Below are 16,632 nucleotides of genomic sequence, written 5' to 3'. Positions count from 1 at the left end.
TGGTTAAAGATAAAACGACTGGAGTTGGGCGCTAATAGCCTTAGCGACGTAATAGAACGGATGGCGCGACATTAAAACTTACCCAAAAAGTCAAAATATGGGTAGCTTTGGGCAAGTATTTGGTTACAGTTGCTTACCCTAACCCGCAACTGAGGCGATCGCTCGCTTATCTTCAACTATCCTCCTCAGTCTCAAGGAACTCACCCACATACAACCGGATAAATTCTGCTGCTGCACTCGGATTAATGCTTTTGAGTGCCTGTGCAATCTGCACCACGGTTTCAGCAGTGGGATCTCTTTTCTCGTGATACCACTTGAAAATCATCGAACGATCAACTCCCAAAGTTACGGCTAGTTTGTTTTGACTGATGCCGTATGTGTCTAATGTTTGCCTGAGAGCTTGTCCCGCTTTTCCCATGCCTCTAATCGTGTCAGAGGATGCTGAGCAAGTAAATGTTGTCTTATGCGACCACGGCTTGCTAGGCTAAATGTAGTCTTAGTAGACCACATTGAATCAATCAGGTGAACTCAAATGCAAGCGTACTTTGTGCCAAATGAGAATCAATTACCCTCTGCTGAGGTTTCTATTCAGGCTTCTACTGATCCGGTTTCTCAGAAAGAATTTATTAAGGTGATGGTGATTGGTTCCCGTAAAGGGATCAACAGCATTATCAAAACGCTGCATCGCTTACGGTTTGCGGAGGTGAGGGAATGGAGTCCACCGATTCCTTATGGTGCTTCGGGAGAAATGATGAGTCTGTTGCGGCGACAAATCATGGTGGATTGAATCGTCGGTGTGATTCCCTGGTGCGATCGCTTGGCTTCACAGGCTTTGGGGAGGGTAGGCGGAAGACGCGATCGCTTGGCGATTTCAGGTCATTTGTCTTGTTTTGATCAAGGGCGGGTTTTGTGCAGAGATTATCAATAGATACCAAAATTAAATGGCTCGCGCCCGCCCCTACACAAAACTTTCCCTTATTTTCCTAACGTTGCAACCCGTTTCCTCTACCTTGGACTAATGGATTCTCAACCGCTTCTCTGTACTGCTCAACCTCTTCTGTGTACGCAATTGGCAGAACACACTCCACATTTTCATGAGGGCGGGGAATAATCACCCACGATTCTAAGGTTGCACCATAGGTTTTTTCAACGGCTGCAATTCCAGCATCCATGGCGGTTTTTACCTCGGAAACATCGCCACGAATATTCAGATTAAAACGAGCGCTACCAACGCGGATATAGCCGACTATGGTCACTCGACCCGCTTTAACCATAGCATCTGCGGCGGCTAATATACCGGGAAAACCCTTGGTTTCAATTGACCCAACTGCTACTATTGACATTGCCAATCTCCTCAATCAATGAATTAATGAACTCAAAAACTTATTCTACGAATTATGGGTATTTTTTCAGAAACATACTCTTTGTCTTTAGCTTTTAATCGCGAACCAGACAGAGAGTCACTGAAACATTTGCCCTTCCCTTACTCAGTTAAAATGAGCGAAACTGTTCAACTTGACTGGTATATTCAATCGGTAGAACGGTGTCAACATTTTCGTGGGGATTAGGAATGATGTAGTAACCGGTTATCTCAGCGCCGTGTGTTTTCTCCACCGCTTCTAGTCCCGCATCTACAGCCACCTTAACTTCAGATATTTTGCCTCGAACACTAACCATAAAGCGACCACTTTCATTGCGATCAAACTTCACCAGGGTAACCGCGCCAGCTTTGACCATGGCGTCTGCTGCGGCAAGTACCCCAGGAAACCCTAACGTTTCAATCGTCCCAACGGCTGCGGGCATGATTGCTCTGTTACCTCCACCTCAAAAGATTCTATCAAACTATATTGTACGGGGCTTTATCACCCATTGAGGTGAAATTATAGATTATTTTTTAGATGGGATAAAACTTAATCAATTGATACGTCTTAATGGGTCTCATCTCCGGACGACGACTTGGCGTTGACAGGTAACGTCACTGTCACCATTGTCCCTTTGCCCACCTCACTCGCGATCGCAATCTCCCCTTGATGCAAATCTACACAATTTTTAACAATAGACAATCCCATCCCCGTCCCGGCAATTGTGCTGACATTGCTGGCGCGGAAAAAGGGGGAAAATAATCGCGGTTGCTCCGATTCGGGAATACCAATCCCTTGATCTTGAACCTGGATGATCAGGGTGTCGTCCTCGCGGCGTAGGGACAAGGAAACCGTAGTACCTTTGGCAGAATACTTAATCGCATTGCTGAGGAGATTGGTGACAATATGTCGCAGCATCTGCTTATCCCACTCCGCTTCACCAGACGAGAGTTGAGGATGATAGGTCAACGTATAGCGATCGCCAACCATCAGTCGCTGTTCATCTACCAATTGCAGACAAAAGTCTTTCACATCCAACGGTTCGGGATTAAACTGAAGTTCACCAGCTTGGGCTTTATTAAACGTGAGAACCTCTTCCACAAGCTGAGCCATCTGCTTGACGCCCATTTGAATCCGGTCTAAATAGGTTTGTTGTTTCTCTTGTGATAACTGAGTACTGTAGCGTTTCAGCAATTCCGTTGAGGTTAAAATTACCGCCAAGGGTGTGCGATATTCGTGGGAAATCATCGCCACAATCCGAGATTTCAGTTCGCTCAATTCCTGTTCAGCGATTAAAGCTTTACGAATTTCTGCCTCAGCTTTTTGGCGTTCGGCAACTTCTGTGGCTAGTTTAACCCGTTCCAGTTCTAAGGCTTGGGCTTGACGACGTTCGCTGATATCGCAAATGACTAAAACAGCACCCTTGATGTCATCATCATTAGGGCGCATTAAGGAAACGTGATCGACGATGGGCGTCTTGGTTCCATCTCTAGCAATCAACAGGCGATTATGTCCTTGATTCGGCACAGGTTCACCCCGCAGCAGCAGTATCACCGGGTTTTCCACAACTGTATTCGTGGCTTCATCGAAAATTTGTACCACTTCAGTAACGGGTTTGTCCATCGCCTCAGTAGACGACCAACCCGTTATGGTTTGGGCGATAGGATTCATATAGGTAATGCCGCCTGTTGCATCCGTTGCGACTACAGCATCATGGGTTGAGTCGAGAATTGTGGAGAGAAATTCCTCGCGTTCAATTAACTGCTGTTGGGTTTGATGCTTATAAAGGGCAATTTCGATGGTAATCCCTAAATCCCGTTGATTAAAAGGCTTGACAATATAGCCAAAGGGTTCTGTAACTTTCGCACGCGCCAAGGTAGCCGCCTCTGAGTGAGCCGTCAGATAGATGACAGGTATTTTAAATTGGTTGCGAATCTGCTCGGCGGTTTCAATTCCATCCATGTCTCGGTGTTTGAGAACAATATCCATCAACACCAGATCTGGACAAGTTTCCGCTACTTTAGCGAGGGCGGCTGTACCTGAATTGGCGATATCCACCACATCGTAACCCAGTCGTTTGAGTTGACCAGCAATGGCTTGAGCGGTAATAATTTCATCTTCGACAATTAGAATCTTTGCCCTTGCCACGCCACTAATCCTCGATGTACTACAGTCCCAACTCAATGGTAATCCCAAAGATGGGGGAGATGGGGGAGATGAGGACAGTCATGGTAGAAACGTACCATGGTGTATCTGTGTGTAGGGGCGGGTTTAGGGACTAATATTGATGGTTTTCCTTAGCTTGGCTGCAAAACCCGCCCTGACCAAATGACAAATGACGTAGCTTGCTTCTCGCGATAGCGAGTATGACGAATGACAAATGACCAATGACCAATGACGAATGACCAATGACCAATGACAAATGAGATAATCCCCCGCCTGTCACTCGGGGGAGAATCAAGAGAGGACACCAAGTTTGATAACAGATGCTATGAAACTGTTGATGTATCAGTTACCGCCTCAACATTTTGGGCAGTCTTGCCATTGGTATGATTGGTATGACCATTGCCATTGCGAGGCTGAATCACACCATATCCGCCGTGATTGCGTTCATAGAGAACGTTAATCTCGTTAGTTTTCGCATTCCGGAACATATAGAAGTCATGATCGACCAGTTGAAGCTGTTCCATGGCTTCTTCAATCGTCATCGGCGGCATGGCGAAATATTTCATCCGCACGACTTCTGTGGGCAGTTCGGGAGTGCGATCGCCAATTAAATCCTCAACCACAGGTGCTTCATGAATAACAGCCCCTGTTTTCGGTTGCGTATGAGTTTTCTTTTGCTGTTTTTCTTTGTACTTACGCAGTTGGCGCTGAATCTTATCGGCAACCAGATCGATACTGGCATACAAGTCTTCACTACTCTCCTGGGCACGAATTACGGTTTTATTGGCATAAATGGTAACTTCGGCAGTTTGCTTCGTGTTGATCCGAGGATTACGGGCAACAGAGAGATGCACGTCCACCTCAGTCGTCATATTTTGAAAGTGATTGACCGCTTTTTCTATTTTTTGATTAACATATTCTCGAATTGAATCAGTGATTTCAATGTTCTTGCCCTGGATCACAAGCTTCATACTGACTACTCCGTCCTGTACTATTGTGTCGTAATAGAGCAGAGCTAGGGCTGGTCTTAGTTGCTCTTGGAGGATACTCCTATTGTAGGACTGACTGTGGTGACTTCCGGATGTAAGCAGCAATACTTTACAAAACTGTAACTTTCCACTCAGGGAATAAGGTACAAACAGCAGACAAGGCAAATAGGGGAGTGACATCCAAACTCCCCCTGTACCTGTACCTGAACGGATGTTCTAACCCAAAATACAACCTGTCCGAGGCGGTAAGTCTATCGCCAAATGGTTTTGATTCCAGGTGAAGCTGGCGTCACCGTACACGATTTGATGGCGTGGTGATACCTCTGGCGGCACTTCCACCTGAACTTGGGCGGTTGTGGTTCCGGCATTAACGGCAATAATTAACTCATCTGCCTCCAGTTTGCGGGCAAAGATATACGTCATTCCCTCAGCGAACAGCACTTGATAGCTACCTGTACGCAGTGCGGGGCGATTATGACGCAGGGCAATAAGCTGACGATGACAATCGAATATCTCTTGATTCCATTGAGATTCTAGAGGAAAACCCCGGCGGGAGTCGGGATCTAATGCGCCAGGTAACCCAACTTCATCCCCATAATAGATACTGGGGGCACCGAGAAAGGTCAACAGTAGTAGTGTAGCCAGCTTCACGCTTTCGATCGCTTCGGCGGATGGATGTTTCTTCCCTCCTTCAGCAATAGATAGCAGTCGGGCTGTATCATGACTGGCTAGCAGGTTGAGTTGGGTAAGTTGAATTTCCCAGGGGTATAACTGCAACAGATGCTCAATTTTAGCCGCATAACCGGGCGCATCTAGGGGCGGATAGGGTTCGTAAGAGGGTTGTTCGACGTATTCCCGAATCACGCGATCGCCAGCAGCAAAGGCAATGGTGGGTCCGGTGAACAGGTAGTTCATTACCCCGTCAAATTGCGTCCCATCTAGCCACTGACGCGAGTCCATCCAAACTTCGCCGACAATATAAGCCTCCGGGTTGATGGCTTTGACGCGATCGCGAAATTCTTGCCAAAATCCTGGCGTTTCAATCTCATACGCTACATCTAAGCGCCAGCCATCGATGCCGAGTTTAATCCAATGTTCGGCAACCTGCATAATATATTCCCGCACGTCGGGATTATCGTGGTTAAATTCGGGTAACGCCCGATTTCCTTCCCAACCGACATAGTTAGCGGGTTTGTCGCCATCGTAGGCTGATAGGGGCCAGCGTTCCACCTTGAACCAATCTAACCAGGGGGAATAAGGACCATTTTCGAGAATGTCATTGAAGAAGAAGAAGCCGCGACTGGCATGGTTAAATACACCATCCAGGACGACTTTCATCTCCCGCCGATGACATTCTTCCAACAGTTTCATGAATGTACCATTCCCCCCTAATAGAGGGTCAATCTGATAATAATCGTGAGTATGGTAACGGTGGTTACTGGCGGATTGAAAAATGGGGGTAAAGTAAACGGCATTAATGCCTAAATCTTGCAAATAATCGAGTTTTTCCATTACGCCCCAAAGATCTCCACCCTTATAGCCTTGTAACGTGGGCAAGGCATCCCAAGGTTCTAGGGGAAGGGTTTTCGCTACTTGCGAATGGGGTGGATTGCCTTTGGCAAAGCGATCGGGAAATATTTGATAGAAGACGGCGTGTTTCACCCAATCTGGGGTCTGAATTTCCATTGATAATGGTCTAGCTCTTCTCTACTAGAGTACAAGTCGGGTTCGTTTAATACGATTTAGGTTAGGAAGCTAATATTTTACCCGAAAATTGTCTCTCAGCCAAAGGAAAAGTTATGTAACGAATTTCAATGATGTCTCAATTGTGCCAATGGTGAAACCACTCAAGGACTATTGTGCAGCACTGGATGATGGAATTTTGTCATGAAACAGGCAACAGGAAACACCTAATGTAGATATTATCTAAATGTCATCTGTCCTAAGTCGTATATTTATCGAATTTGGCGATTCATCCCCGACCCTACTAAAAAGTTGGTTGGGGATGAATCGAATGGTTTAAGCTGCCATCATAATTTCCTTAGCCGTGCTAATTTCTTCGGACGTAGTTTTACACCATCCTTCAATATTGAGTTCTTGCAACACATCTTTTCCGGCTGGAGTCGCATTCATCTCTAAGAGAACACGCTCTAATTCACTCCTATGCTCCATAGCATTGGGACTAATATAGATACTATGAAAGATGACGTTTTCCTCCGATTCAGCAAAAGCATTAACCATCGCTTTGGTATTGGGTGAGAGTTCCTGGTAGGTGTCTTTATAGACAATGCCGAAAGGGGCTTCGTTTTTGGACACACTATTGATCACTCCTAACCAAGAGGATTTATCCAACAGTTGTGCAGGTGCAATTCCTTTTTCTTTGAGGCTATGTAACGCCACCTTACTCGGTAGCATACTTTTGACAGTGGCAAGAGTTTTCCCGTCCAGCAAATCTAAGGTTGGATTGGCGATATCCTGATTGGCAATATACACCACTTCATCATAAAGATTGAGCGGACGAACCACTGCAGAAAAGCCTTGTTCCCGCAGATGGATACTATCAGCCGGGTTAGCGTAGACGATATCAGCTTGATCGAGATGTTGATGAAAATCCTCGAAATCCAGGGAAACCTCTATATGTACATGTACGTTGACATCAAGCTGATTATTCAAATACTGGATGAAGCGAAACCATCGATCTGGTTTTTTGGCTGTATCATGGGGACAAATCATCAGGGTTAACTTGTTCATGGAGGGCTCTATTGTTTGCGTGCATTGGCAGAAGACGATTGTTGTCTTCCTCTGATTCCTTTTTTCATGGAAATTCAAGCCAATCAGGATTGATGATTATTGCTTTTATTCATAAAAATGCCTAAGAATTATAGAGGGAAATATATTAACGAATGCAAGGGGGTTTTAAGGATGTATTCCGTAAATATTTTTATGTAACCAAAGCATAATAACTGTTTAGGCGGACATGATATTACCAAATATCCAACCTACTTGCGTTGACAGGCTCTAGAACCTTAATCGCTATTCTCATTTCTAACACTACCGTTTGGCATGATGGTATGGCAAAAGGTTACCTCAGTTAGATTGGCATTTGTTAGGTTAGCATTACTCAAATTTGCATGACTTAAATCGCTATAAGAAAGGTCAGCCTCTTCTAAATTGGCATTACAGAAGTTAGCATGAGTCAAATCTGCACCATTGAGGTTGACACGGGTTAAATTGGCGTGACTGAAGTTAGCTTGGGTTAATTCCTCATCACTCAAATCAATACCACTTAAATTGGCATGACTAAAGTTAACGTCACTGAGTCCTCCGATAACGCTGATTCGGAAATTCTTGTGGAAATGACTTACATAATAACTTAGATCAAAACCGCTCAAATCAGCACCCGACTCAATCAAGATCGCTCCCATTTGAGTCAGGTCAAAGTTAGCCGGAGCGCTTAAACAAGGTCCGTAGAGAGTTCGTGTTAGTTTTGCCCCGCTCAGGTTAACTCCACTCCAGCCGCAAACACCCGTTAGATTGGCATCCGTTAGGTTAGCATTGCTCAAGTTAACTCCACTCAGATTAACACTAAGAGATAAGCAAGCGTGAGTTAGAGAAGTGTGGCTGAGGTTAGACCCCAACAAACTAACTTCCTCAAAATGAATGTTACTTAAGTCAGCACCACTGAAATCACAGTTTTCCCAGGATGATTGAAGTGCGGACATACGACTCAAATTTGCCCCAGTTAGGTGACAGTTTTTGCTCAAAGTGTGGTCTAAGCAAACATTACTTAAGTCAGCATAACTGAAATTTACATTATCTAAGTCAGCTCCCCCCATGAAATTGGTATGGCTTAAGTTCGCATAGGTGAGATTAACAGTATTAAAGTTAGCTCCCCCCAAATTAGCACGGTTTAAATTGGCATAACTGAGATTGACATGATCAAATCCAGTACCATTTAAATTGGCATGGCTTAAGTTGACATGATTCAAATCGGCATCCCTGATCACAGCCCCCTTCAGATCCACACCCGAAAAATCTCTTTCACCAGCTTGATAGCGTCTAAGCAATTCATCCTTATTCATGTTATGCTCCTATTCTTCCCATTCTGGACCTGTCAATGTGCCTCGTAGACGCCAGTTTTCTGGGGGAGAAAACACCTCTAAAAGTCCACTATTTAAGTCTTGCTGAACATAAGGACTATCTAACACCGCCCAATCGTCGAGGATTCGCTCTTTCCCATTAATCTGTGCTAAACCCGCTCCTTGATTGGGTTGATAGGTCATCTGTAAGCGATCGCCTGCTAAACTGGTATAGGTAATCTGACCCATTATCTCCCAGGAGCGTTCGCGAATCTCAGTTTGGTCAAGGGCTTGCTGTAATGCTTCTACTGTGGGATAATCATCAACACTGGCTACATCGGTAATCCAAGCAGTATTCCTGCCGATTGCTGCTAACACCTGGTAATCAGAATATTTCTCCGATACCTGATTTTGCCAGTCTATCTGTTCACCCCAAGGACGGGCGCAAAGGAAGGTATTTTCAATGCGCCAAATGTACCAATCTCCATAGCGCTGGGGTTTCCCATATCGAGTTGGTAAAACTAGGTGAGAACGCCCTGGTACATCGGCGGCTTTATCTCGTGAATTTAAGCGTAACTGATAAATCACTGCGCCCTTTTCTTGGACGTATTGATCACCTGGAGAACGCCCTGTCGCCATGTCTGAATGATAGGTTCCACCTAGACTAACAACGGCATTATTTTGTCCTTGAGGATCGCGGATGACTAATTTATAGGTAGCATATTGGGCATTAATGGTGCCTTTGACTTGGTAAGAACGATTTCGGTCAATTAATGTACCCAAACTATAATCTTGAGTCACATAAAATGTTTCCCAAAATCGGTTGTCTTGGTGGTAACTATAATAACCCGGGTGACTGGCTTTAAGCTGAAAGGGTAATTCGATTTCCTTACGGGCGATCGCTCTCAATTGCGGTGGCGGACGATAATCACTTAATGCAGCAGGTAATGCTACCCTAGTCACACCCCGATCCATACGCTCAACAGGCGCTAACCCTTCGGCTTCGCTCCCTTCGACTCCGCTCAGGGTCAAACTATCCCCCCACCAAATCCAAGCCACGCCACTCAAACCACTATCATCCCAGGTCCCGCGATCAAACCCGCGACTTTCTGCACCACCTGAGGTTCCCCAACTGAAGCGCACCGCCATATTGACCGCGTACCAATCTAATGCGGCTTTCGCCAACTGGCGCAATTCGGGAGTATCAGCAAAATCATAGAGATTCAGCAAACCTGCGATCGCATACCCATAATAGGTCGAAGAATGAAACTCTCCCTGTCCAATTGTCAGGAACTTATTCAATTCTGCCCTAAGCCAAGCCTCATTTGTCGCCGCCGTCGCCGGGAGAGGCGTCGGGAAACCACTTCCATCCATTAGCGCTAAACCGGAAATACGCTGCATGAACTGATGATTTTCTGTACCCTGTTCCAGCCACTCGCGCACACGCGGCGAATCCACCATACTACGGTAAGAGGCTTGTACCGCTTCAGGCATGGTATCGCGGAATAAGAAGAAGATGCGAACATCGTAGGGACTGCGGAAGTGATAGAGATCCGGTTTTCCTTCATCTAAACCCAAGAGTATATCCCAGATTTGCTGGCGATCGTATTGTTCCCCTAAGCTGAGGCGGGCAAGAATAACTGGAAGTAAGTATTTATGGGGGTCACTAATCGTGCGAGTACGCCACCAGGTATCCAATCCCTCTAAATCCGCCGCCGCCACCTTTTCCCGAATTGCCAAACTCCGCGCCCGAAATGCGGCTTCTGTGTCCCCTTCATCTAAAATACGGTCTTTGAGCAGGGTTTGTGACTGCCCCGAACCGCCCCATTGCCACTGTGACAATAGGGAGCGACTCAGGGGAAAATCTGCAGCCCAATCCGCTGTACCGACGAGTGCGGTAAGAGTTGTCAGCGCTAGAACTAGGACTTTGACTTTCATCGGTACATCTGTAATTTGATGTTAACTATCTCGAATTGCTGGAACCGTCGCTAGGATTCGGGCGGCTTTTTTCATGGCTTCAATGTCAGACGGTGACCAAGGATGGGTATCTTGACAATGATGAGCCGCGAGTAATCCCCATAACCGTCGCGGTGTAAGGATCGGTACGACTAAATTGGCACGTACTTTAAGGCTATGCAAAAAGTCGCGGTGACAGGGATCGATGGGTTCGGCTTGAATATCTGCGATCGCTCTTACTCGTCCTGCATAATACAACTCCGCATACTCGTCATTAAAGCATTCATCGCCGCCAGTCGAGCCGAAGATGGAGTAGTTGGGAGAACTCAATGACTCAAAAGTGACTTGACCTTTCCACTCGTAATAGAAATAATAGAGAACCACGCGATCGACGGCTAACACGTTTCGCAGATAGTCAGTCGTTCCTTGAATTAGCGTATCCCGTGCCAAATTCTTAGCCAGACGGTCAGCAAAGGATCGTAAACCTGGATCACCAGTAGTCATCGATTGATCAGAATCAGAGTTGGTTTGGGAATTCCCTGGCACTGGCTGATTCATGTTAAGTCTCAATTATTGGTTACACTTGCTATTTTATCGTTGGCGGGGGATTGGTGAAGTTTTGAGTCTTCACTTCGTTCGTCGGGAACCTGGTTTTAACCCTTCGCTTGGCTCAAGGGGTCTGGTTTTGTGTAGGGGCGGGTTTAGGGATTTTCTTTTCGCTATGGATGACTAATGTTTGTTCAAAACACGCCCTGACCGATGTTTAGGGGCTGGTTTCACTACTATCTTTCGTTGTTACCCTGATGTTAATAAACCCGCCCTCATCTCCCCCTGCACGCCCGCTCAACATCACCGTGAATCCGAGCGCGATCGCAGATAATTGATGAGCAAGGCTACCATGGACAATACACATAGACTTTTCCACACAAACAACCACCAAGGACGCCACCAGGCTCCTGTCTGCACTTCGATGATATCCGATAGTCCAAAGAAAAAGAAGGTGAGAAACGCCATGAGTGCTTGATACCGCTCTGTTCCCGAACGGCGAATGATTCGGACGCCAAATCCGAATGCGATCGCAATCCAAATCCCCGCCTCAATATAGTTCCCCTGAGTATAAATAGCTTCTAGCAGCTTAACTTGAGCGGCTGCCTGTTGGGGACTTGTCGGTTCCGAAAATGTCAATCCTGTCCAAATTCCTAAACTTACCAATAGCAAAAATAAGATGATCAGCCTTATCTTAGCGGCTTTGGTAATAGCAAAATGGTTATGTTTCGTTGGTTTTTTGCTCATTACTCTCACACTCCACTCAACCCCAATAGTCTATTTGTTAACTTATGAATAAGGGCGGGTTTTGTTGTTCATTTATCGTTGGGTATCTGAATTTAGTCCCTAAACCCGCCCCTACAGTGGCTAAACTTGCCCTACAGTGGCTAAATCCACCCCGACAATTGACTTATGAATTAGCCAGGAATTGTTACCGTAAATGTTGTACCCACTCCAGGTTCACTGGTCACGCTGATGTTCCCGCCATGGACGCTAGCACAAGTTTTGGCAACGCTTAGCCCTAATCCTGAACCCGGAATACTATCAATATTTGTTCCCCGGTGGAAGGGTTCAAAGATATGGGGGATATCATCAGCCGGAATGCCAATTCCCTGATCGCAAACTTGAAAATTTATCTCAGTTTTTGTACAATTGATCCGTAAATCAATAGTGCTACCTGGCGGAGAATATTTAATCGCATTCGTGAGTAAATTTGTCAAAATTAAACGCATCAGTTTTTCATCTAAACAGGCATAGCTACAGTCTGCTGTCCTGACAAAATTTAGGAAATACTGATGGTCTGGATTAAACGGTATCTCCGCTAAAATTCCTTGACAAAACTGTTCTACATTCACCCGCGTTGGCTGGAACTCCAATTGTCCCGTTTCCACCCGATTGATTGTGAGAATGTTATCTAACATTTGCCGCAGGCGTTGAGTTGCGGCTTCAATCCGTTGCAGATTTCTGATCTTTTTATCTGGAGAAAATTTATCCGGACAAAGTTGTAGGAGTTGAACGGAGGCTAGAATCGTACTCAAGGGGGTGCGAAATTCATGGGACACTAATGAAAAAAAGCGTAGCTGGAGTTGGCTCAGTTCTTGCTGGTGTTCGAGTTGGCGACGCATTTGTTCGGCTTGCTGGCGTTCGGTGATATCAATACCAATGCCGATGAAATACTTGACGGAACGATTGTCATCCAGCAGGACTGTACTATACCAGGAAATTAGGCGACGAGTGCCATCTCGTGTAATCCAGTAATTTTTATGCTCGTTGGGAAAGTGATAGGCTTGGAGTTCTTTAATAATGGTTTTTACTGATTCAATATCTTCAGGAATTAAAAACAAATCCCAAATATACTTTCCCTTGACCTCCTCAGAGGAGTAGCCGCTTAGTTGTTCACAAGTTTGATTAAATCGGATAATTCGTCCCTGTTGATCGAGAACGGTAATTAAGGCGTTAGCGGTATCAAGAATGACTGAAACAAAATTCTGTTCTTGCAACTCAGCTTGTTGACGATCGCGAATCTCTGGAGACAAAAATCTGCTGTTGTCATTGTCTTGTTCCAGTTGCCTAAGTCGTACCCAGAAGCGATAGTAGATGCCAATTAGTAGCAGTATGCTGAAACCGTTAGTGATGGTGATTAACAATAGAGGATGCGCCGGAACCGCCGGGGGAGCAAATCCCATTAACCGCCATACATAAACAGCGATCGGACTACTGAGAATCAGTAATGCTAAACCCAAACCAGCAAGCAGATTTTTGGGTTGGATAGAATGTGTCATTTGTTACTTGTCATTGATCATTTTTCATTGGTTATACTCGCTCCCGACAAGAAGCAAGCTACGTCACTCGTCCGATTAGTTAACTGTGATCAGTGGATCGATGCTCTAGAGGATGAGTAGAGCCAATGTTAAGGCTGGTAAAGTAGAAATTAAGATATAGCGCATCTGCTATATCTACTTGAGTTGGCTTACCGATTTATTCAATCAATTGGCTATGAAAATCTTGTTGGTGGAAGACGATATCGCGCTCGCGGAAGCGCTCACAGAGGCGCTTGTCGATCAAAATTATGATGTTGATGTTGTCAATGATGGGGAAGCCGGCTGGCGACAAATTACAAGCCTCTATTATGACTTAATTTTGCTAGATGTCATGCTCCCTAAGTTAGATGGTATCAGTTTGTGTCGGCGTCTGCGTTCTAACAGTTATCACGGCTCAATCCTGATGATCACAGCCCTTGACACCAGCACGGATAAGGTGAACAGTTTAGATGCAGGCGCTGATGACTATGTAGTCAAACCCGTTGATTTGCCAGAACTCTTAGCTCGCATTCGAGCGCTGTTGCGACGGGGAGGATGTTCAGTACCGCCAGTGCTAGAGTGGGAGCGATTACAGCTTGATCCAAGTCGTCATGAAGTAATCTATAATCAACAGCCTGTACATTTAACCCCGAAGGAGTATTCCTGCCTAGAGTTGTTTTTGCGAAATAGTCAGCGCATCATTAACCGTGAGTTTATCATTGAGCATTTGTGGTCTGCCGAAGCCACCCCCTTTGAAGATACCGTTAAAGCTCACATTAAGAGCTTGCGTCACAAACTCAAAGCGGTGGGAGCGCCAGATGATTTGATTGAGACGGTTCATAGCGTTGGTTATCGATTGAAACCCTTTTCTTAATCTTTTCTTTAAGAAAGCACTAAGTTACCTTGAGTGTCATTCCCCAATTTTTTTACGTTTAACCTGTAAAGTCAGTAGTGGTTATCGAGCAATGACCCACAGGGATATTTCCCTTTTTGACTCGATGTCCTTGAATTTCAGTGTTTCCGTAGACAACAGATCCATTCTGATCTCAGCAGGTAAGCCATCAAGTTGAGGAAATGAACAATGTCTAAATCACTGTCTAAAGCGGTTGTAGACTTGGGACTGCAATTGGTGAATGAAGAAATTGACAATGCGTTGGCAGTTTATGGTGATGAACCCTACAACGAACTATTTGCCCAGCCCGATGTACGTCAACGACTGGTTGACTATGTGATGGCGGCTATTCCTGAAACCTATACTCAGGTAAACATAACGGCGAACGGTTTTGTGCCAACGAAAATCCCTTACCATTCTTTAGAACTGCGTTTGCGGGTTGAAACGTATGCTCATTGGGGAATAGAGTATATTCTACACACTCAATCGGACTGGCATCCTCCCGCGTCCCTGCCCAACACTCAATTCTATACCTTGCCTTGGAACTATACCTATCTTTTTGCCCCAGCTTTTTCATAAGATAAGCTGTATCAAGTTCTGTTAATTGCCCATAATAGCAAGGCTGTAACAGTAAGGGTTTTAGGCTTTTTTATTATGGGTGATTTGCTGGACATCATAATGAAACCGCGCTGCGCTAGTCTTCTTAAGTCAGTCAAACTTGGGGATAAAGCGTTTTGTTAATCCTTTATCCTGCTTCTGAGTAAGACTTTTGACCAACTGATAACGTTACTGAGGTTATTGATGATGACTCAACTATTATACTCTCGGCTCAATGACAGTCGTAATCTCATGCTTTGTTACTATATCAATGGAACGGGAAAAACCTTAATTGCTCGGATTGCTAATATTCCAAATTGGAAATTTGAACGAATTATATTTCCCCAGGAACGTTTATTCTTTGAAGCCCCTCCCCAAGCTCAACTCGAACTTCATCGCAATGGGGAAACTGCCATGGATGTAATTGATAGTATTCCCTGTAGTTATCTAAAAGTCCGAGAAGAGAAGAGTCAAGTTCAGGAAACGTTATGGCATCAAATTGCTTGATTACCAGAAAATCCTAATTCTATAACTAGCTTTGACCTAAACTATCTTGAATTAGCGAGTATCTTAACCTATTTAGCCCGATTAACTGAAAATTTTTCCACTAAAAACGTCTCCGTAAATCGCACTTGGTTCAATTTGGCGAATAGGATTAGGGGAATCGTAAACCATTAATAGCGCATCCGATTCTCCTAAGCAGGGAAACAAGGCTAAACCTTCGGCGCGATCGCATCCTGGGATAAAGGGTAAGTCAAATAGCTTCTCTAATTCTCCTGAGGCTTGGGCGGTAATACTATCGGCGGAACGGTCTAAAATAGACTGGAGACGGAATACCCGGATCGCGCCTTCTAAGTCCATGGTTGGTCCAGCCAGAATCAGCAAATCGTCTCCTTGCCAACAGAGTTCCCGCACGCCTAAACCATTGAGATCGATAAAGTGCTTGAGATAGCGTTTCCCGTTGTCCCCAATGTCCTGTAGGGTTAAGATACCGGGTGCAGATTCAGCCACTTTAATTTCTAGGATAACTGCCCAACCCCGGAGAACCGGACCCCGACAACCCAAAAACACGCGATCGCCTCGCACCGCTAATCCTTCGATATCTAAGCCATTATCCTTACTGGGTAAGGGATGGGTGACAAAAGGACCTAAGTGAATATCCTCGATTAAGGCATCTATGAGACTATTACTCGCGTCTGTCTTTTGTAAGCAAGCGGCGGTCAATTTTTCTTCCGGATTATCTGGGAGAGAAGATACCTTTAATAATTCGCCATTCACGATTGGAATACGAGCAAGTAAATATCGATTCACATCAGTTTTAATCGTGGCAAGGCGTTGGATGTCTTTTTCTACGTTTTTCCCCTTGGGTTTGCCGCGTTTGGTGCTGTGAGACCCGGTTATCCACAGATAATTATTGGCATGATCAATTCCTTCAATATCAATTTCATCATCTTGATTAAACAGTTCGATGAAATCGGCTAGACAATAGGAGTGGTGATTGCCAAAAACACAAGGTTCGATCAGCGAGAGGCGTTCCACATTTATCCCTTCATCAGAACCCAGCCACAAACTACCATCCGGTGTAAACGTGGCGGCTGATAGTTCGTTAATTAGGTCTTCGTCTGACGAATTAAACTGTAAAAGGACGCGGCTGAGTAAAAAGGGATTGGACATAATTAAGAGTTGGGGATTGGGGACGGTAGAAACCTTGCCAGCAACATCTCTACAGGCTACATTTTACTACAT

Annotated in this window: 17 protein-coding genes; 4 read left to right on the top strand and 13 right to left on the bottom strand. The window is 45.2% G+C overall.

Annotation, left to right across the window (positions count from 1 at the left end):
• Nucleotides 1-172: 172 nt before the first annotated feature.
• Nucleotides 173-418 carry a helix-turn-helix domain-containing protein gene (locus tag RID53_RS35355; RefSeq protein WP_006099534.1) on the bottom strand — a complete coding sequence of 82 codons (246 nt, stop codon included), beginning with the start codon at nucleotides 416-418 and terminating at the stop codon, nucleotides 173-175.
• A gap of 114 nt (nucleotides 419-532) precedes the next feature.
• On the opposite strand from RID53_RS35355, the gene RID53_RS35350 reads away from it, so the two are divergent.
• Complete coding sequence (locus RID53_RS35350; protein ID WP_446392537.1) at nucleotides 533-787, top strand: hypothetical protein; 255 nt, start codon at nucleotides 533-535, stop codon at nucleotides 785-787.
• Between the two features lie 196 nt (nucleotides 788-983).
• On the opposite strand, the gene RID53_RS35345 is transcribed toward RID53_RS35350, so the two are convergent.
• The 11 genes from RID53_RS35345 to RID53_RS35295 all read right to left on the bottom strand — a co-directional run bounded on the left by RID53_RS35345 (nucleotide 984) and on the right by RID53_RS35295 (nucleotide 13,379).
• A complete protein-coding gene (locus RID53_RS35345) occupies nucleotides 984-1,343 on the bottom strand; it encodes a carbon dioxide-concentrating mechanism protein CcmK (RefSeq protein WP_446356939.1) in 360 nt (119 codons plus the stop codon).
• 148 nt (nucleotides 1,344-1,491) lie between these two features.
• Nucleotides 1,492-1,803: a carbon dioxide-concentrating mechanism protein CcmK gene (locus RID53_RS35340; protein ID WP_006099036.1), complete on the bottom strand. Its 312-nt coding sequence runs from the start codon at nucleotides 1,801-1,803 to the stop codon at nucleotides 1,492-1,494.
• 125 nt (nucleotides 1,804-1,928) lie between these two features.
• A complete protein-coding gene (locus RID53_RS35335) occupies nucleotides 1,929-3,509 on the bottom strand; it encodes an ATP-binding protein (RefSeq protein ID WP_446392536.1) in 1,581 nt (526 codons plus the stop codon).
• Nucleotides 3,510-3,850: 341 nt separating this feature from the next.
• Nucleotides 3,851-4,498, bottom strand: coding sequence for a ribosome hibernation-promoting factor, HPF/YfiA family (gene hpf / locus RID53_RS35330; RefSeq protein ID WP_446392535.1), 648 nt, complete (start codon nucleotides 4,496-4,498; stop codon nucleotides 3,851-3,853).
• 234 nt (nucleotides 4,499-4,732) lie between these two features.
• Nucleotides 4,733-6,202 carry a glycoside hydrolase family 13 protein gene (locus RID53_RS35325; RefSeq protein WP_446392534.1) on the bottom strand — a complete coding sequence of 490 codons (1,470 nt, stop codon included), beginning with the start codon at nucleotides 6,200-6,202 and terminating at the stop codon, nucleotides 4,733-4,735.
• Nucleotides 6,203-6,535: 333 nt separating this feature from the next.
• A complete protein-coding gene (locus RID53_RS35320) occupies nucleotides 6,536-7,267 on the bottom strand; it encodes a phosphate/phosphite/phosphonate ABC transporter substrate-binding protein (protein WP_446392533.1) in 732 nt (243 codons plus the stop codon).
• 275 nt (nucleotides 7,268-7,542) lie between these two features.
• On the bottom strand, nucleotides 7,543-8,598 hold the full coding sequence (locus RID53_RS35315; RefSeq protein ID WP_446392532.1) for a pentapeptide repeat-containing protein: 1,056 nt from the start codon (nucleotides 8,596-8,598) through the stop codon (nucleotides 7,543-7,545).
• A 9-nt stretch (nucleotides 8,599-8,607) separates the two neighbouring features.
• A complete protein-coding gene (locus tag RID53_RS35310) occupies nucleotides 8,608-10,533 on the bottom strand; it encodes a hypothetical protein (protein ID WP_446392531.1) in 1,926 nt (641 codons plus the stop codon).
• A 21-nt stretch (nucleotides 10,534-10,554) separates the two neighbouring features.
• On the bottom strand, nucleotides 10,555-11,109 hold the full coding sequence (locus tag RID53_RS35305) for a GAF domain-containing protein (RefSeq protein ID WP_446392530.1): 555 nt from the start codon (nucleotides 11,107-11,109) through the stop codon (nucleotides 10,555-10,557).
• A 291-nt stretch (nucleotides 11,110-11,400) separates the two neighbouring features.
• Complete coding sequence (locus RID53_RS35300) at nucleotides 11,401-11,844, bottom strand: hypothetical protein (protein WP_446392529.1); 444 nt, start codon at nucleotides 11,842-11,844, stop codon at nucleotides 11,401-11,403.
• Nucleotides 11,845-12,014: 170 nt separating this feature from the next.
• Entirely contained in the window at nucleotides 12,015-13,379 is a 1,365-nt protein-coding gene (locus RID53_RS35295; protein WP_446392528.1) for a PAS domain-containing sensor histidine kinase, read from the bottom strand.
• Nucleotides 13,380-13,593: 214 nt separating this feature from the next.
• On the opposite strand from RID53_RS35295, the gene RID53_RS35290 reads away from it, so the two are divergent.
• From RID53_RS35290 to RID53_RS35280, 3 genes are all read left to right on the top strand, one after another.
• Nucleotides 13,594-14,271 carry a response regulator transcription factor gene (locus RID53_RS35290; protein ID WP_446392527.1) on the top strand — a complete coding sequence of 226 codons (678 nt, stop codon included), beginning with the start codon at nucleotides 13,594-13,596 and terminating at the stop codon, nucleotides 14,269-14,271.
• Between the two features lie 207 nt (nucleotides 14,272-14,478).
• Complete coding sequence (locus tag RID53_RS35285) at nucleotides 14,479-14,868, top strand: hypothetical protein (RefSeq protein ID WP_446392526.1); 390 nt, start codon at nucleotides 14,479-14,481, stop codon at nucleotides 14,866-14,868.
• Nucleotides 14,869-15,093: 225 nt separating this feature from the next.
• A complete protein-coding gene (locus RID53_RS35280) occupies nucleotides 15,094-15,393 on the top strand; it encodes a DUF1830 domain-containing protein (protein WP_446392525.1) in 300 nt (99 codons plus the stop codon).
• 81 nt (nucleotides 15,394-15,474) lie between these two features.
• Here RID53_RS35280 and RID53_RS35275 read toward each other — a convergent pair whose 3' ends face one another.
• On the bottom strand, nucleotides 15,475-16,560 hold the full coding sequence (locus RID53_RS35275; protein ID WP_446392524.1) for a DUF3616 domain-containing protein: 1,086 nt from the start codon (nucleotides 16,558-16,560) through the stop codon (nucleotides 15,475-15,477).
• Nucleotides 16,561-16,632: the final 72 nt, after the last annotated feature.

The organism is Coleofasciculus sp. B1-GNL1-01, from assembly GCF_040220235.1.
In the GTDB taxonomy this organism is placed as follows: domain Bacteria; phylum Cyanobacteriota; class Cyanobacteriia; order Cyanobacteriales; family Coleofasciculaceae; genus Coleofasciculus.
This window is presented reverse-complemented; position numbering and strand designations above follow the sequence as displayed.

Bases quoted from the DNA above. Each gene is read 5' to 3' on its own strand.
- RID53_RS35295 (WP_446392528.1), bottom strand. From the start codon at position 13,379: ATGACACATTCTATCCAACCCAAAAATCTGCTTGCTGGTTTGGGTTTA.
- RID53_RS35350 (WP_446392537.1), top strand. From the start codon at position 533: ATGCAAGCGTACTTTGTGCCAAATGAGAATCAATTACCCTCTGCTGAG.
- hpf (WP_446392535.1), bottom strand. From the start codon at position 4,498: ATGAAGCTTGTGATCCAGGGCAAGAACATTGAAATCACTGATTCAATT.
- RID53_RS35280 (WP_446392525.1), top strand. From the start codon at position 15,094: ATGACTCAACTATTATACTCTCGGCTCAATGACAGTCGTAATCTCATG.
- RID53_RS35275 (WP_446392524.1), bottom strand. From the start codon at position 16,560: ATGTCCAATCCCTTTTTACTCAGCCGCGTCCTTTTACAGTTTAATTCG.
- RID53_RS35320 (WP_446392533.1), bottom strand. From the start codon at position 7,267: ATGAACAAGTTAACCCTGATGATTTGTCCCCATGATACAGCCAAAAAA.
- RID53_RS35305 (WP_446392530.1), bottom strand. From the start codon at position 11,109: ATGAATCAGCCAGTGCCAGGGAATTCCCAAACCAACTCTGATTCTGAT.
- RID53_RS35310 (WP_446392531.1), bottom strand. From the start codon at position 10,533: ATGAAAGTCAAAGTCCTAGTTCTAGCGCTGACAACTCTTACCGCACTC.
- RID53_RS35290 (WP_446392527.1), top strand. From the start codon at position 13,594: ATGAAAATCTTGTTGGTGGAAGACGATATCGCGCTCGCGGAAGCGCTC.
- RID53_RS35340 (WP_006099036.1), bottom strand. From the start codon at position 1,803: ATGCCCGCAGCCGTTGGGACGATTGAAACGTTAGGGTTTCCTGGGGTA.
- RID53_RS35345 (WP_446356939.1), bottom strand. From the start codon at position 1,343: ATGTCAATAGTAGCAGTTGGGTCAATTGAAACCAAGGGTTTTCCCGGT.
- RID53_RS35325 (WP_446392534.1), bottom strand. From the start codon at position 6,202: ATGGAAATTCAGACCCCAGATTGGGTGAAACACGCCGTCTTCTATCAA.
- RID53_RS35285 (WP_446392526.1), top strand. From the start codon at position 14,479: ATGTCTAAATCACTGTCTAAAGCGGTTGTAGACTTGGGACTGCAATTG.
- RID53_RS35315 (WP_446392532.1), bottom strand. From the start codon at position 8,598: ATGAATAAGGATGAATTGCTTAGACGCTATCAAGCTGGTGAAAGAGAT.
- RID53_RS35300 (WP_446392529.1), bottom strand. From the start codon at position 11,844: ATGAGCAAAAAACCAACGAAACATAACCATTTTGCTATTACCAAAGCC.
- RID53_RS35355 (WP_006099534.1), bottom strand. From the start codon at position 418: ATGGGAAAAGCGGGACAAGCTCTCAGGCAAACATTAGACACATACGGC.